Source organism: Rhodovulum sp. MB263 (genome assembly GCF_002073975.1).
GTDB lineage: Bacteria > Pseudomonadota > Alphaproteobacteria > Rhodobacterales > Rhodobacteraceae > Rhodovulum.
In genome coordinates, this window is sequence record NZ_CP020384.1 from 1,756,667 (window position 1) to 1,772,657 (window position 15,991).

The 15,991-nt window shown below is 69.2% G+C and carries 9 protein-coding genes; all 9 read right to left on the reverse strand.

Going from position 1 to position 15,991, the window contains the following annotated elements; genetic code table 11:
• Window positions 1-2 precede the first annotated feature (2 nt).
• The 9 genes from B5V46_RS08285 to B5V46_RS08325 all read right to left on the reverse strand — a co-directional run bounded on the left by B5V46_RS08285 (window position 3) and on the right by B5V46_RS08325 (window position 15,603).
• On the reverse strand, window positions 3-1,919 hold the full coding sequence (locus B5V46_RS08285) for a vWA domain-containing protein (RefSeq protein WP_080616163.1): 1,917 nt from the start codon (window positions 1,917-1,919) through the stop codon (window positions 3-5).
• Entirely contained in the window at window positions 1,916-2,911 is a 996-nt protein-coding gene (locus tag B5V46_RS08290; RefSeq protein WP_080616164.1) for a hypothetical protein, read from the reverse strand. The genes B5V46_RS08285 and B5V46_RS08290 overlap by 4 nt, the downstream gene beginning before the upstream one ends.
• A gap of 3 nt (window positions 2,912-2,914) precedes the next feature.
• Window positions 2,915-5,644, reverse strand: coding sequence for a virulence factor SrfC family protein (locus B5V46_RS08295; RefSeq protein WP_080616165.1), 2,730 nt, complete (start codon window positions 5,642-5,644; stop codon window positions 2,915-2,917).
• A gap of 9 nt (window positions 5,645-5,653) precedes the next feature.
• Window positions 5,654-8,770 carry a virulence factor SrfB gene (locus tag B5V46_RS08300; protein WP_080616166.1) on the reverse strand — a complete coding sequence of 1,039 codons (3,117 nt, stop codon included), beginning with the start codon at window positions 8,768-8,770 and terminating at the stop codon, window positions 5,654-5,656.
• Window positions 8,767-10,014: a hypothetical protein gene (locus B5V46_RS08305; RefSeq protein ID WP_080616167.1), complete on the reverse strand. Its 1,248-nt coding sequence runs from the start codon at window positions 10,012-10,014 to the stop codon at window positions 8,767-8,769. Before B5V46_RS08305 ends, B5V46_RS08300 begins: the two co-directional genes overlap by 4 nt.
• 10 nt (window positions 10,015-10,024) lie before the next feature.
• Window positions 10,025-11,854: a trypsin-like peptidase domain-containing protein gene (locus B5V46_RS08310; protein ID WP_080616168.1), complete on the reverse strand. Its 1,830-nt coding sequence runs from the start codon at window positions 11,852-11,854 to the stop codon at window positions 10,025-10,027.
• A 2-nt stretch (window positions 11,855-11,856) separates the two neighbouring features.
• A complete protein-coding gene (locus B5V46_RS08315; protein ID WP_155773987.1) occupies window positions 11,857-12,546 on the reverse strand; it encodes a hypothetical protein in 690 nt (229 codons plus the stop codon).
• Window positions 12,547-12,742: 196 nt separating this feature from the next.
• Complete coding sequence (locus B5V46_RS08320; RefSeq protein ID WP_080616170.1) at window positions 12,743-14,011, reverse strand: peptidoglycan-binding domain-containing protein; 1,269 nt, start codon at window positions 14,009-14,011, stop codon at window positions 12,743-12,745.
• 203 nt (window positions 14,012-14,214) lie between these two features.
• The gene (locus tag B5V46_RS08325) at window positions 14,215-15,603 is read right to left on the reverse strand and encodes a peptidoglycan-binding domain-containing protein (protein WP_196774378.1); all 1,389 of its coding nucleotides are present in this window, start codon (window positions 15,601-15,603) and stop codon (window positions 14,215-14,217) included.
• Between the last annotated feature and the right edge of the window lie 388 nt (window positions 15,604-15,991).

Here is a 15,991-nt window from a genome sequence, read left to right on the forward strand (position 1 = left end):
GCTCAGGGCAGGATGTCGAAGGGCATCGCGAAGACCTGCTCGCCATCGGGCGCGCCCTCGTAAAGCGCGGTCCAGACGGACGGGTCGTACAGCCATTTGCGATACTGGGTCAGTTTCTGGCGCATGCCGTCGATGATCTCGCGCCGCACCATCGGGCCCGACATCCAGCGCGCCTCGTCGGTCTGCAGAAGCTGGCTGCGATAGGGCAGCCGTTCGAGATATTCGAGCGCGCCGCCCAGGCTGTCGGCATCGGTCGCGACCAGCCGGTCGGGGTTCTGCGCCATCTGCGCGATGACGCCGCGCACCTGCCGGAAGAAGCCGCGTGCCTCGTCCTCGCCGCGCGTGCCCTCGGCCAGCCGGACCAGATTGTCGAGCAGCTCGGCCATGGTCGCCATCTCGTTCTTGGTCACCAGAAGCCGCGGCTCGAGCGCCAGCGCCTGCGGTTTCTCGGCCGCCCTCTCGGTCACCCAGCTTTCGAAGACATCGGGCGCGCGGGTCCCCTCGCGGGCGCCGAGCCAGGCCAGCTGCAGCGCATGGCCCAGGAATTCGAGATTGGCGTCGCGGTCTTCGGGGGCCTGCACCTGCGCCTGTCCCAGCGCCATCCGCACGTGATCGGTCAGCGCCGTGACCAGCGCCGTCACGGTATCCTCGAAGGCCTGTTCCGAGCCGCCCTCGATGGGATAGTAGAACTGCCGCCCGGCAAAGCGCGAGAGCTGCCGGTAGCGCTCGGCGGCATAGTCGTGATTGGCCGCGCCCGCCGCCGTCTTCAGATGCAGCGTCATGATGACGATGTTGCGCCCCTCGGCATCGCGCTGGATCTCGACCGGGCCGATTTCCGAGCGCGCATTGGGGTCGCGCGGATCCTTCGGCCCGGCATCGGTCACGAGGATGACATAGCGCGCATCGAACGGATCGCCCGTGCCCGCCTGGTCCCAGTCGGTCCGGCGGATCGCATCCTCGACCCCGGCCAGACTGTCCTCGTTGAAGCCGGGCGAGGAGACCGTCGCCGTGCGGGTATTGTCGATTGCCTCGAGCACCGGCAACTGGTTGAGGCGCCTGTCGAGCGGGATCACCTCGCGGGTGCGGTAGGCCAGCCCCGGCACGGCCTCGGGATTGTCGCGGAAGGCCTCGATGCCGAAATTGATCCGCTCGCCGATATCGGTGCCGTTGATGTCGAAGATGATCCGGGCCAGCGCCTTGCGGGTGCGCTCGATATAGGGCTGCATCGACTTGGTGGTGTCGAAGACGAAGACGACGCCCGCATCGAAATCCCCCGCCGCAGAGGAGGCCTCGGCCGCAGGCAGATCGTCGCGAAGCGGCACCGAGGCCACTTTCAGAAGCAGGTTCGCGTCATAGGTCATCGGGTGCAGGTCCTCGACGAAATCGAGGATCGGCAGGATGTAGAAGCGCTCGCGGATATTGACGTAATTCTCGGGTTCGATGGCGACGACGCCGTCCTCGGGCGCAAGCATCCCGGTTTCGGCCTTCTCGATCAGCCGGGCCTGGGTGGCGACCAGCGCCTCATCCTCCATGAAGCCGCGCAGGCCGTCCTCGGTCCGGAACATCAGCGAGCGGGCCCGGTCGGCGGGATTGGTGAAGGTGGCGACGATGTTCTGTTTCCACTCGACCACGGTCCCGGTCTCGACCCAGCCCGCGGGCGCGGCGCTTGCCGAGGGCCCGACCTCGACCCAGCCCTCCTGCCGGGCGAAGACGTAAAGAGGCTGGAAGGCCGGATAGCGGCTGGCGACGGGACCGCCCGGCGCGTCATGAAGCGCTGCGCCCGGCCGGGTCAGGACCCGCTGATAGACCGTCGAGGTATCCTCGAGCAGCAACGGATGCGCGAGGCCCGGGCCGCTCTGGGCCAGGAAAAGCGCGATCGCAAGGGCCGAAAGGGCCGGGCGGAGGCGGGCAGGTCTCATGGACGGCAATACTCCTCGGCGGCGCTTCGCGACAGCGTGTCCGGGGCCGCGCGCAATTCGGGGCAGAGACGGTCGAGGCGCCTGGTGGCCTCGGTACTGCCCGCGGCGCTGGCCCGGGCATAATATTCGGCGGCCTTCGAGGCGCTTGGCGTCAGGCTCAGCCCGATCTCGGTCTCGACCGGGTCGTCATTGGCGCCCTCGTCGTAGATCTCGCCGAACAGCAGCAGCGCATCGGCGTCGCCCGCATCGGCCCCGGCCTCGAGCGTGGCCAGCGCCTGCTGCGGCGTGACCCGCGCGCCGCAGCGCGACATCAGCGCCCGGCCCTCGGCGAAGGGCAGGGCGCCAAGACCGGCCAGCGCGTCAGGCCCGCAGGGGTCGGGCGGCGTCGGCTCGGCCTCGGGGCGCTCGGCGACCACCGGCAGGGGGGGCGGCTGCATCAGGAACCAGGCCAGAGCCCCGCCGCAGATCAGAAGCACCAGCGCCGCGAGCCCGCCGATCAGGGGCAGGCGCGAGCGGCGCTTTTCCTGCGTTTCGGCTGGCGGTTCGGCGGCGCTGCCTTCGGCCTGTGCCTCGGGCTCCGGCAGCTTGCCCGTCAGCTTGCCCGTCAGCCGGCCCGCCGCCTCGGAGGGTTCCGCGCGCGCCACGGCAAGCCCGCCGATCCGGGCGGCCCCCGGCATCGGCACCACGTCGTCGGGCCAGCTCAGCTCGGCCTCGATCCGGTTCACCCGGAGCTTCAGCGCGGCATATTCCTCGATCCGGTTGACGATCTCGGGGCCGATCACCAGCCGCGCGCGGTCGCCGTCGCGCACCACCTCATAGGGGCCGAACTCGGCCCGGTCGGATTGCCAGCCATCGAGCCCGAGGAAGCGTTCGGAAAAGGCGTCGAAGACCGAGACCGTGGCCTCGGCCTCGGGCAGGGCGGCGGCCTCGGCCGACAGCTCGGCATAGCCCCCGGAGGGACGTCGCGGATCGGGGCGTATCTTCAGCGCCATCGCCTATGCGCCTCCCGCGCCGAGATCGGCCAGGATCTCGCCAAGCTTCAGATTCTGCGCGACATTGATGTTGCCCGCATCGCTGTCGCGGGCATTGGCCACGAACATCGCGTCCAGCGCGAAGACCCAGTCGGTCCAGGTCTCCTCGGCGGTCGGGCGCGGCTCGGGCGGGAGGCCATCGGCATCGTCGGCGCCGGGGCGGGGCGCGAAGACCGGGCGGCTGCCGCCCTCCGGCAGTTCGACCCGGGCGCGATCCGAGGCGGGCAGGGCGTCGCTGCCGAGCACGGCGACGAAGCGGTTGATATGCTCGGCGCAGAGGATGGCGGCGGGTTCGGCCTGCTTGTCGACGGTCAGCCCGAAGGCCATCGCCTTGAGCTGGGCGCAGATCCGCTCGACCACGCCGATACGCCGGAGCGCATGGGTGAGCTCGGCCGAAAGCACGGTGACCGAGCCCGGGCTCAGCCCGAAATGCCCGGCCGTCGCGACATCCTCGCGGAACCGCTTGAGCCCTTCGATCCAGACCTCGACCGCGCTTTCGGCCTGGAAGGTCTCGGCTGTCATGGTGCGGATATCGGTGCCGGAGTGGGTGCTGGTGTCGGTGTCGGGCCGGGGCTCGCCGGTCGCGATCCGGGTGGCCGCGGGCTCGGCCAGCGCCAGATCGGCGGCCGGCGCGGGGCGGCCCGGGCGGCCGGGGCGCAGCGGGCGGCCGGGCCGGGCGGGCGCTGTCGGGCGCGAGGTCTCGGCGGCGGGGCGCGCGGTGGCCGCGCTCGAGACCGCCTGCGAGATCCGGATCGAGGACGGCACCCGCGAGATGCGGTCCTGCACCAGATCCTGATCGACCATCAGTGCGGCCAGCACCGCGCCGAAGCGATGGCGCTGCAGCGCGATTTCCAGCTCGTCGATGAGGACGGCCGCGGCCTCGCGCTTTTCCTCGATCCGGCGGCCGATATCGTCCGAGACATGGAAAGGCGCCAGATCGGCCGCGAGATCGGCCGCCAGCCTGTCGAGCTGGGCGGCGATCTGGCTGGTCTTGCTGTCGGGGGTGCAGATCTCGGAAAGCCGCCCGATCAGATAGCTGACGCCGCCATCGTTCAGCCCGAGTGCCGCATCCCAGGCGGCGGCCGGATCGGCGAAATGGCGCTGGACGCTGGCGGCCTCCAGACAGCCCGCGCGCAGCTCGGCCAGGCGCGCCTCCTTGTCGGGACGGATGCGGATCTCGCGCCTGGCCTCGTCATAATCGATCAGACCCTCGACATAGAAATTCGGGTTGCGCAGCCAGTAGCAATTGTCGAAGGGCCGCCCCGGTGTCCAGTGCTCGACCCAGGGGTCCTTGCCGCGGCCGAATTTCTCGAGAAGCGAGGCCTGCATCCGGCGCTCGAAGCGGGTTTCCGCGCCGCCGGCGGCGGCACTCTCGCCCAGATGCTTGTCGAACTTGGTCAGCACGAAGAACAGGATGCAGCGGCTCGCCGTGCGCTGTCTGGCGCCTGCGCCATGGGTCATCGCGATCCAGGTCTCGACGAGGCCGGGCAGGTCGAGCGTCTCCATGTTGCTGTCGGGGATGCAGAGCAGCATCGAGGTGATGTCCTGGTTCTCGACATAGCGGTCGAAAAGATAGGCGACCTTGCCGCGCAGCAGAAGCTGGGTCACGGTCTTGCCGGGCTCGGCCAGGGTCTTCGACAGCGGCTGTTCGAAGCGGTTGCGGGCACCGGGAAAGTCCAGCAGGTCGGTGTCCTCGAACAGCTCGTGGGGCCGGGTCTGCATCGGCATCACGAGTTCCGCCGCCAGTGCGCAGACGAGGGCACGCGGCAGCGCGACCCGGGCGCCCGAGGGCAGACAGAGCGGCAGGCTGTCGCCCGTCTCTCCGTAAAGCCCGTGCAGCGTCTTCACGTCGATGATCGAGCTTTCGCGCGGCGTCAGCGCGGCCAGCGGCGCATGCACCTCCTCGGCATTGCCGAGCTGCTGCAGCGCCTCGCCCAGACGGATGTAGAGATCGCTCAGCGCCTCATGCCCGCCCCAGAGAATGGCGAAGAAGGCGGCCCGGTCGGCAACGGCCAGCGTCGGCGCGATCAGGGCGGCCTCCTCCCAGAAGGTCCGCAGCCCCGCCGCATAGGCCGTCCGTCCGAAGCTGCGATTGACGTAATCGGCGATTTCCAGAACGTCGTCATGGCTCAGCCCCGGCACTTGGGTGCCGCCCGCCTTCGCGCGGAAGGCGTCCAGATGGGCGGTGATCGCCTCGGGCTCGGGCACGGGTTCGGACTGGTCGCCATCCATGTAGAAGGAATTGACGATGGTGCGCGCGACATCGGCCTCGGACAGCAGCACCAGCCGGATCGGAAAGCCCTCGGGGCAGGGGGCCTTGATCATGGTGAAGCGGGTGACAAGCCCGGTCGATTCCCCTTCGCCCTCGGGATTGATCTCGCGGATATAGTCGAGCTGGCCGCCCGGGCCATGGAAATCGGCCACCAGCCGCCCGTTCTCGGGCCGCGCCAGCACCGAGACCAGGAAAGATTTCCCCGCCTGCGACGGGCCGAAGACGCTGACCGACATCCTGGTGCGGGCGGCGCGCCCCAGCTTCTGCGCCCGGCTTGCGCCCTTTCGCAGCGCCTGCGCCAGCGACTTGCGGTCGAGCCCCACGGTCTCGGCGTTCTCGGGGTCGGACACCCAGTCGAGCGCCCGGCGGGCCGCCGTCTCGACCCGGGCGCATCTTTCGGCAAGCTGGTCCTTCGTCGTCATCCTGCCCCCTCAGTACCGGAACACGCCGGTATCGATCCAGTATTCGTCGTCGAAGCCCAGCGTATGCAGCTTGAGCACGACATCGGTATTCTTCATCCCGTCGCCCACGCCATCCTCGACCAGGGTGATCTCGAAGGCCTCGCGCAGCGCCTCGCGCCTCAGCTTGGCCTCGGAATCCTCGCGCTCGTCATCGTCGTAATCGGCCTTCTCGAAGGTCACCCGGATCGGTGTCGGCCGGCGCTGGGCATTGGGATTGGCGAAGTCGAGCCGGAACAGCGGCGTCGTCGTCCAGCGCTCGATCGGCAATTGCCGCGAGCCGATATGGACGGGCGAGAACATGCTGACCGTGGCCTCCTGCGCGCCGCCCCTGGCGTCGAGATCGAGATCCGAGAACATCAGCCGCGCGTCTAGGATCTGGCCGTTATTGTCCATCTCGCCGACGAAGCGCGCGGTCGATTTCATCTGGAAGGCGCCGGTCGTGACCTTGAAGTTCGGGATCCGGTTCTCGGACAGCGCGATCAGCATGCCGCCGACCGCGACGGTGCTTTTCGGATCGCCGATGCGCTGGGTGATCGGGTCGCGGAACGGATACCAGCGCCCGGTCTTGTAGCTGTGCATCGAGACCAGCCGGTAGGGCGGCACCACCAGCAGTTCCTCGACGATAGAGCGCACGGCGGGCAGCCGCGAGGGCCGCCCGGTCAACAGCACGACATCGACGCCCAGATGGTCGATCACCTCGGCCATGTTGCCCAGCACCTTCTGGAAGGCCTCGCGGGCGATGGCGTCGACATCCTCGCGCGAGGTTGTGATCGTCACATCGGCAAAGCGCCAGTCGGGCGCGCCGACATCGCGGGCGGCCTGCTCGACATAGGCCAGGATCTCCTCCGAGATCAGCGGCTCGGCCGGGCCCGCGCGGGGCGGCGCCACGCCATCCTCGTCGGGTTCGGGCGCGGGCCGGGGCAGGCCCAGCGTCTCGGCCACCGACAGATCGAAGCGGTCATATTCGGCGGCGGTCTCGGAATGGGTCAGGATCGCGACCGCCAGCGGCATCAGAGCGCGCAGCGCGAACTGCCGGCGCTTCTGCACCACCTGCTGATCCTGCCCGCCGATATCGCCCGCGAAGAGCTCGCGCAGCTTCTCGCCGACATAGCGCCCGCCCGCGGCCTCGATCGAGGTCTGGAGCCGCGGCAGCACGATGCCAGACACCACCCGCTGCAGCATGTCGTCGCCCGCGACCCGGAAACCCTCGCGGAAGGTCTGGACGGGGTGCAGCACGCGGTTGGCCTCGGACCAGTAGGTCGAGATCATCAGATCGGTGGTGCCGCCGCCGATATCGATGCAGGCAAGCCTGAGGCTGGGGCTGGGCGCGGTCTCGCCGGGGCGGATGCGGTCGCGGCCCTTCAGGCGCAGGAAGGCCTCGATATTGCCGTCGAATTTCTGGGTGATCTCGCTGTAGAGATAGACCAGCTGGGTGCAGCTTGCCTCGTCCCATTCGACGGTGACGGCGGGCTTGGTCTTGTAGCGGTCCAGCGCCTCGTCCATGCCCAGCATCGCCCAGACCATCTTCAGCGCACCCTCGGCACGGCTGCGCATTATCGCCTGTTCCTGCACCGAGGTCGCGGTGGGCAGGGTCAGGATGATGCGGTTGAGCCTGCGCGGCAGGTCCGATTGCGCCCGGCGCGCGCGCGAGGCAGGATCGTTGATCTGCACCAGCGCATGGCTGAAGATCTCGGCCAGCATGAAGCCGAACAGCGACGAGCGTGAAAACCGCGGCCGGATCGCGCGGTCCGAGGGCGTGCGGCCGCGGCGGCGCAGGCGTTGCTTTTCCTCATGGCGGACCTGTTCGATCACGTCGCCCGCCTCGTTCAGCTGGCGCATCGCGGCGCGCACCGATTTGGGCAGGTTGTTCGGGTCGACATGGTTGTGAAAGCGCCAGTCCTGCTGGCGCGCCTCGTCATCCCAGAGATAGCGTTTCGGGGACGAAAGCCCCGACATCGTCTCGGTGCCTTCCTCGCGCTGGATCAGCCTCAGCGCCTCGGGGCCGACGCGCACGAAGCCCGGCCACATGAAGGCGTTCCGGCGCCCCGAGCGGCTGGCGAAGCGGTCATCGCCGAATTTCAGCTCGGCGAATTCGACCCGGCTTTCGAACAGGCCCGAATAGTAAAGCTCTGGCCGCGACAGATCGCGGATCTCGAGCGGGAAGGAGCGCACCAGATCGACCCGGGATTCCCCCGGGAAGCGTTCGATCAGGATGCCGCAGGTGCGCGAATTGCCCACATCCAGCACCAGATCGACATCGACCGGCGTCACCGCATCGCGTTCCGAGACGGTGTTGACGAAGCGGATCTTCGGGATCTTCACCGCCTGGTCGATGACTTGCAGACAGGTGAGATAGCGCGCCCAGTGCTCGAACTGATGCGGCAGGGTGTCCTCGGAAATGTTGCGCCCGGGCCGTTCGGCCCGCTTGAAGCCCAGGAACAGCTCCTTCAGCCAGTCCGACACCCAGAGTTGCGGGTCGCGTGGCTGGCCGTCTTCGCCGTCCTCGATCCGGCGCAGGAACCAGTCCATCTGTGCGGGGTCCGAGACGAAGCGGAAATCGCGCGGGTTCTCGGCATCGGCGATCTGGGGGGCGACGTAATGGGCCGACTGATCCTGCGCGGTCAGCGCGGTATCGAGCGCGATCTGCACCCGGTGGGTATGGCCGGTCTCGTGGTCGGGGGCGGCCAGCTCGACCACCCGCATCCGCGCCCAGGTCGAGGGGCCGGGATCGAAGCGTTCCTCGCCCGCCGGCCCGCGCTCGGATTTCATCCTGAGAACCGGCACCGGCACCCATTTCGACAGGAACGGTTCCAGTGCTGCCATGGGCCGGATGGAATAGGGGTCGTCATCGGGCCTGGCGGCGCTTTCCAGCGGCGCGTCGATTTCCTCATTGCCGGTCAGCGGGATCAGCATGCGTTCGTCGGGCGCCTCGTCGAGGGTGCGCTCGATGAACCGCCAGGGGCGGGTGGCGACCTTGTCGATGGCAAAGCCGAAATCCAGCATCTGGATGCCCGAGAACGGCACCAGTGTGATGTCCTCGTGCCAGTTCACGAGCGGCCGGAGCTGTTCCTTGCGGTCAGAGATCATGGCAATCCGGGATAGTTGATGGTGGTGGTCCAGCTTTCGCCCTGACGGCTCAGGGTGCCCTCTTTCAGAACCTCGCTGTCGGCATCGCGGATCAGCAGCCGGAAGCTGTCGGGCCCGTGGGTGCGATCCTTGAACAGGGTGACGGTGGCGCGGTAATTGCCCGCGGCCGGACCTTCGAAATAGATGTTCTCGACCGGGTCGGGGCGGATCCGGTCGACATTGCTGTCGACATCGAGCCGGCCGTTGCAGACGTTCTTGGCACGATACCAGATCTTGCCGCCGGTCGGGCAGGTCACGGCCAGGTCGATATCCGATGGGCCGTTCCAGAACAGCGAGAAGTTCAGATCGCCCCGCCGCGCCCCGGCGTCCTCGAGCGCACGGTCATAGCGGCTTTCCTCGACCGGGGCGGCGGGCGGCGGCGGAGGGGACGGTGGCGCGGGCTGGCAGGCCCGGTCGGCAATGGCGATCTGGCGCTCGATCCGGTCGATCCGGTCCTGCAGGATCAGGGTGCTGGCATCGGCTTCCGAGGCCTCGGGCAGCGGCGCCGGGCAGAAGGACAGCGCACCCAGTCCGCGCAGCCCGCAGGCCGGAACCAGAAGTGCCAGGATCGCCGCCAGCATGAGCGCGAGGATCAGCCAGCCGAGCCAGAGCAGAAGCGGCCAGAGCGCGATGCCGGGGCGCGGGCTTGCGGGGGCCATGGTTTGGATGGGCGCCGTCCCGGTCGCGGGGGCGGTCCCGGCCGGGGCCGGGGCGGCGGGCATGGAGCGGGCGGCGCCGGTCAGGAGCCCGCGTTCCGAGCGCTGGCGGTCGCCGGTCCAGGCCCAGTTGACCAGCACGGGCCGGGGTGCGGGCCCGTCGCCGATGGCATAGATGTACTCATCGCCCGGCACCTGCAGCGCGTTTCGCAGCGCCTCGGACAGGCGTTCCGAGCTGGGGCTGCCCTCGGCCGCGATCTCGTCGGCCAGGGCCGCGATCTCGCCCTGCAGCGTCGCCAGCCGGGCCAGGACCTCCGCGCGCCGGTCGGGGGCAAGCTCGTCGAGCCGGTGCACCGGGCCCGGCATCGGCGCATACCAGTCATAGCGGTCGCCCTGTTCGGTCGCCACCGGCTCGGCGAAAAGCGCGGCATGGTCGGGGCCGAGCCGGTCGCGCAGGGTGTCGGCGATCAGCTCGTAGGACCGCTGCTCGCGGCTGCCGATGGCGGTCAGCCCGGCCGAGGAGGTGGTGACGATGAGCGCCTCGAACATCCGGTCCCTCCTAATCGTCCGAGGAGGGGCGGAGGTTGAAATCAGGCACGCCCGCGGCGGCATCGGTCGGGGTTCCGGCGCTGGCGGGGGGCGCCACCGGGCGCAGCAGCTGCGGCTGGCAGGGCCGGGTGACGGTGGCAGGCGTCAGAGCGGCGGATTCGAGAAAGTCGAGCAGGTCGTCAGAGGAGAGCGCGAAGTTCAGATTGCGCAGCGCGCCCTGCCGGACGAAGGTGTTCACGCCTACCACCCGGCCGCACATGTCGACCAGCGGCCCGCCGGAATTGCCCTGCGAGATCGGCGCGGAATGGACAAGGGCGGGGCTGCCCTGTGCCAGTGCCTGCTCGGCATTGACGGTGCCGTCGGTGACCGCGAGATCGGGCACCGGATCGGTGCCGCCGCGCCAGTCGCCCAGCAGGTCGTCGGGGTAGCCCGCCGCGATCACGCTTTGCAGCTTCAGCGAATGACCGGGCTTCAGAAGCGTGAAATAGGGCGCATTCACGCCTTCGACGCGAAGCAGCGCGAAATCGCGCCCGGTGCTGCCGAACGGCCCGACGGTCTTGATCACCGTCGCCTGATATTGCTCTCCGAGGCTCCGGTTGATGACGAAGATCCTCTCGCCCTGCGCGCCCTCGACCACGTGACTGTTCGTCACGACGAGGTCGGGGCCGACGAAGAAGCCCGAGCCGCGTTCAGCCCGCACCTGCTGGCCCGGGCGGGCATCGGCATCGGCGAGATAGCGGACCACCATCACCGTGCGGGCCTCGATCAGCTCCAGCAACGAGGTCAGATCCATCGCCGAGGCGCCGTCCGAGGGCACCTGCACCCGGGCCGGGTCGGGCGGCAGGATCGGGCGCGGATCGGCGGCGGCGCGGCTGCCGGGGGCATCGGCCGGGTTGGCCGGATCGGGCGGCAGCAGCCCCTCGATGGTGCGCCCGTCAGGCATGGTCAGGGTGCCGTCGGGGCGACATTGGGCGCCCTCGAGTGCGGTTTGCAGCCGGGCCAGCCGCTCTTCGAGCGAGGCGTTGATCTCGGCCACGGCCGTGGCCGCGGCCGCGCGGTCGATGGCCGGGTCGGGACTGCGCGGCGGAAAGATCCGGGTGCCGGGCAGAAGCAGCCAGACCAGCACGCCGCCCGCGATCAAGAGCAGGACCAGAAGCGGCACCCAGGCGATCGGACCGGGCCAGGCGCGCGTGCGCGCCTCGGGCGCGACCGGGCCGGGCGCCACCGCGGTTGCGCCCACGGCCGGGGGTGCGCTGCCATCGGGGCCGGTTCCGGGCGGCTCATCGGTGGGGGCATCGGGACGCCGCGCCTGCGCCTCGGCGGGGCTGAGTGGCGGGGCCGCGGCCAGCGGCAGGAAGCGGCCCAGCGTGGCGGCGACATGGGCGCCGCGGGTCTCGGGATCGCGGCTCATCCCGACCGGCAGCATGCCCCAGTTCACGATCACCGGCTGGCCGTCGACAACCCAGATATCGCCCTCGGGATGGTTGGCCAGATGCAGCGCCGCGCCGATCAGCGGTCCGTCCTCGGGATCGGCAAGATGGGGGCGGATGGCGCGCAGCCTTTCGCTCAGCACGGCCTCGGCCCGGCTGCGGTCGGCCTCGTCCAGAGCGCGCAGCGGGCGGCCCTCGCCGGGGTGCCCGGTATACCAGGCGATGCTGGCGGGCGCGGTCTCGTTGCCGCGGCTCAGCAGCGGCTCGGCAAAGAGCGCGGCCGCCTCGGGCGAGACCCGTTCGTGCAGCGCCTGATACAGCGCCCCGTAGCTTTCAAGCGCCAGCCCGCCGCCGGTTTCGAGGCACTGGCTCAGCTCGATCCGGCTCTTGGTCAGGAAATGCTCGGCCATGGTTACTGGTCCTCGCTTCTGCGGCGCAGACGGACCTCGCCGCGGCCGCCGGTCTCGGGCTGGAAATTCACGCAACTTGCGCTGCCATCGCCCGCCAGCTCGCAGGTGATGATGCGCTGATGGATGTAGCCGCCGTCGGAGCAGCGCAGATTGCCCGGTTCACGCACCTCGAGCCGCTGGCGGTTGCCAGCCGTGCCGGGGGCGAGGAACTGGCCCGAGACCGCGCCCTGGCAGGTGGTGCCATTGGTGGCGGTCATCGTCTCGCGGCCGTTGCCCTGCCGGTCGAAGCACATTTCCCACTGGGTGTAATGGGTGATGCGTCCGGTCTGGATGTCGCGGGTGCGGAAATCGGAATCGAGCTCCCAGCAGCCGTCGAGCACGCGGATATCGCCGCGGTTCCAGATGCCGGGATCGATCCCGGCGCTGTCGGTGGCAGGGGCCGGGTCCTGGGCGGGTGCGGGCGGGACCGCCTCGCATTGCAGCGCGGCCAGTTCATTCTCGGTCCGGCGGATGTCGCGAAGGAGCGCAAGATTACGGCTGCGCAGCGTGTCGAGCCGGGCGAGGGCGGCGGTTTCTTCCTCGGAGCGGCAGCTTTGCGCGAACCAGCGCTCAAGCAGGGGAAGTTCGACACGGCAGGCGGCGAGCGCGGCATAGCCGGAGGCGCCCACGATCACCAGAAGTCCGAGCGCCATCGCAAATATCGCCGCACGCAGCATCTCAATCCGCCGTCATCAAACGCAGTGTCAATGCGAAATTATGCCTTGAGTTAATTGCATTTGCGGCATGGGGTCAACCGCCGCCCTCCGCCTGCCCACAGACGGCCCACCGCCTGCCCGGGTGCCGCCCCTGCCGGTTCGGGCAGGGGGCGGCCGTCCTGTGGCCAAGGGGTCACCGCAAGTTGAAGCTCGGCACGCCGGATCCCGAGGACGAGGTTCCGGGGACCGACCCGGCAGGCCCCTGACCGCCCAGCGCCGTGCGCATGATCGCCACGCGTTCGCCGCTCTGGCTCGGGCGCACGGCCGGTTCGGCGCCCCGGTCGAGCGCGTCGAAGGCGATGTCGTACCAGCCCCGGGCCTGGGCCGGGTCGCGCTGGGTGCCGAAGCCGCTGCGCAGATGGTGGCCGACCAGCTCGGCATAGGGCCGGGCGCCGGTGCCCACCAGCATCAGCGCCGAGGCCAGCGCCATTTTCGGGTCGTCGGTGCGGTAGCCATAGCCCAGGCAGATCGTCGCCGCGTCGGAGATCTGGCGCGGATCGCCCCCGATTTCCCGCACCCGCCGGTCGGCCGCTCCGGCGAGTTCGACTGCGGACTGGCTGTCGAGCCGGTCGATCTGGTCCTCCATCCGTTCGACCACCCAGCGGCAGTTCCGGGCAAGCGTCGCGTCGGTTGTGCCGCTGCCCGAGAGCAGGTTCTCGGACCGGCTCGAGGCATAGCTGCTGGCGCTGCAGAACTGTTCGTCGAGGGCCTGGCGGGCGCGGTCGGGATCGGTGATGTCGGCCGGGTTCAGCACCGGGCCATTGGCATTGGTGACCATCTGGCTGCTGGTGCAGGCATTGGCCATCGAGGCATTGGCCTGGGGCAGATCGGGAAGGCTGCGGACCGGGCTTTGTCCGGTATTGCCGGACTGCACCGGGCAGCGGCCGGTCTCGCGGCAGTAATTGCCGCCGCGCATCTGGCTGGCATAGGCGCGCAGCAGCTCTTCGCCGTAGATCCCGGGATAGGCCGCGCCGCCGTCGGCCTGCGCCCAGTTATAGGCGCCGACCAGGGTCTGGCGCTGATAGGCGTCGAGCTGGCCCGTCGAGGGATAGCCCATATAGCCCTGATAGCGCGAGATCGCGTCGCGGGTGCGGCGGCCCATTATGCCATCGGCACTGCCCGCCTCGTAGCCGAAATAGTTCAGCGCCTGCTGATCGGTCCGGATCGCCGGATCGGCCGCGCGCGGCTGCCGGGCCGGCGGAGAGGCGGTGCGCTGAGGCGCGGCGCTCGGCTGGGCGTTGCGGTTGTTGCCGCCCAGCCCGCAGCGGCCGGGATTGGCCATGCAGAAGAAGGCTCCGGCCGCGATCCCGAGCTTGACCACATCGCCGGTATCTGCCCGCACCGGCCCCGGCAGGCTCAGCGCCATGGCGGTGGCGGCGATCAGGAAACCCTTGGCTGTCATTACGTTGTCCTCCAACTGGCATTCGGCTGCCGAACGTGCTTGTGCCGAATATATTAGCGTATCGGCGGCGGGGGGCTACCGCCGAACTGCGCCGGAGGCGGCGACAGAAGCTGTCGTCGGCCGATGACTGCCCATTGTTCCGGGCCGGACCCTTTGAAAACCAGGGCGGCAGGGCTTCGGAAGCGTTCCGCCCGCGCCCGGGATCAGTTTCCGATATTGAAGCTCGGCAGCGCGGAGGGGGCCGGTGCGGCCCCGGCGCTCGAGGCTCCCGTCAGCACCGGGGCGGGGGCGCCGCCTGCCAGGGCCGCGCGCATGATCTCCACGCGCTGGGCGCTCTGGCTTGGCAGAAAAACCGGTGCGGCGCCGTCATCGAGCGACGAAAAGGCGGTCTCGTACCACTTGCGCGCCCGCTCGGCATCTGCCTGCACGCCGAGCCCGTCGCGCAGATGGTGGCCCAGAAGCTCGGCATAGGGCCGGGCTCCGGCGCCGACCAGCAGCATCGAGGCGGCCAGCACCACGTCGGCTTCGTCGGTCCGGTAGCCATAGCCGAGGCAGACCTCGCCAGTCTGCACGAGCACTTGCGTATTGCCGTCCGGCGCGGCCTGCCGGATCTTCTGCTGCGCCGTTGCAAGCAGATCGGCGGCCGGGCGGGTGCCGAGCGCGTCGGTTTCGGCTGCCATGAAGTCGACCACCTGGCCGCAATTCTGCGTCAGTTGTTCATCGGTCACCTGGGCGCCGCTCAGCATGCGTTCGGTGGAACTCACCGCATAGGTGCTGGCGCTGCAGAACTGCTCGTCAAGCGCCTGGGTCGGGTTGACGATGGATGCCGGGCTGCGCACCGGCCCGCCATTGGCCGAAGAGACCATCTTCACGGTCTGGCAGTGATCGGTGATCGAACGGTTGCCGCTGCTGTCGGGCAATTCGAAGCCGGCCAGCGCGCCGCCTGTGGTCATCACCTGGGTCGGCAGCGGCGCGGCGTTTAGCGGTGGCATCGGTTGCGGATAGGCGGGCGCGGGCATGTTGCCGGTCGCGCCATAGCCTGTCTGGGGCGGCAGGCCATTGCCACCCGGATATCCCGGGGTCCCGCCGTAATTGTTCGGTGCCGGATAGCCGCCGCCCATGCAGCGGCCGGTTTCCTGGCAGTAATTGCCGCCGCGGGAATGGCTGGCATAGGCGCGCAGCAATTCCTGGCCCTGGATTCCCGGATAGGTCGCGTTGCCGCCCGATTGTGCCCAGTTATAGGCGCCGACCAGGGTCTGGCGCTGATAGGTGTCTAGCTGACCGGTCACCGGATAGCCCATATAGCCCTGATAGCGCGAAATCGCCGAACGGGTGCGCTTGCCGGTCACGCCATCGGCGCCGCCCGCGTCATAGCCGAAATAGTTCAGCGCCTGCTGGTCGGCGCGAACGGTGGGATTGCCGGCCGGCCGCGCCGTTCTGTGCTGGTTTCCGCTCTGGCTGCGCCCCTTGAGGCAGCCGGTCACGGCGCAAAGAATGGCGCCGCCTACGATCACCTTGCCGAGATCGTCGGCGTGCAGGCGCTCTGCTGGCAATGTCAGCGCAAGGCCCGAAATCGCTGTCGTCAATACCATTGTCCTGACAGGCATCGCATTTCCCCGTAATCAGCATTCAAAATCGTTTAAGCGTGATTATAGCGAAAAGCAGTCGCGGAATCTTCTGTCAAAAGCGGCGCTATTTCAGGCAAGTACAGGCGGGCATAGATTTTGGGCCGTCCGGCTTGAAGTCCGGATTCTGGGGGCGCTGTCCCGGATGCGACTGGCTTTCCCGAGGGCGATCCTGGCCTCGGGCCAGGCCTCGGCACGGTACCTGCCCGCATCGGCACGTCGGTGGCGGTAGCCCCGTACCGGTTTTCACCCGCGATCTGCGGAAGGGGGAGCCGCATCCGTCCACCGCTCCGGTTGAGCGGTCGGGGCTTGCGCGCCCGTCCTCGGGTGTGTCGCTTCTGGCCCAGTATCTGGT

Excerpts from the sequence above, each read along its gene's own strand:
- B5V46_RS08310 (WP_080616168.1), bottom strand. The coding sequence starts at position 11,854 with ATGGCCGAGCATTTCCTGACCAAGAGCCGGATCGAGCTGAGCCAGTGC.
- B5V46_RS08320 (WP_080616170.1), bottom strand. The coding sequence starts at position 14,011 with ATGACAGCCAAGGGTTTCCTGATCGCCGCCACCGCCATGGCGCTGAGC.
- B5V46_RS08290 (WP_080616164.1), bottom strand. The coding sequence starts at position 2,911 with ATGGCGCTGAAGATACGCCCCGATCCGCGACGTCCCTCCGGGGGCTAT.
- B5V46_RS08315 (WP_155773987.1), bottom strand. The coding sequence starts at position 12,546 with ATGGCGCTCGGACTTCTGGTGATCGTGGGCGCCTCCGGCTATGCCGCG.
- B5V46_RS08285 (WP_080616163.1), bottom strand. The coding sequence starts at position 1,919 with ATGAGACCTGCCCGCCTCCGCCCGGCCCTTTCGGCCCTTGCGATCGCG.
- B5V46_RS08300 (WP_080616166.1), bottom strand. The coding sequence starts at position 8,770 with ATGATCTCTGACCGCAAGGAACAGCTCCGGCCGCTCGTGAACTGGCAC.
- B5V46_RS08295 (WP_080616165.1), bottom strand. The coding sequence starts at position 5,644 with ATGACGACGAAGGACCAGCTTGCCGAAAGATGCGCCCGGGTCGAGACG.
- B5V46_RS08325 (WP_196774378.1), bottom strand. The coding sequence starts at position 15,603 with ATGGTATTGACGACAGCGATTTCGGGCCTTGCGCTGACATTGCCAGCA.
- B5V46_RS08305 (WP_080616167.1), bottom strand. The coding sequence starts at position 10,014 with ATGTTCGAGGCGCTCATCGTCACCACCTCCTCGGCCGGGCTGACCGCC.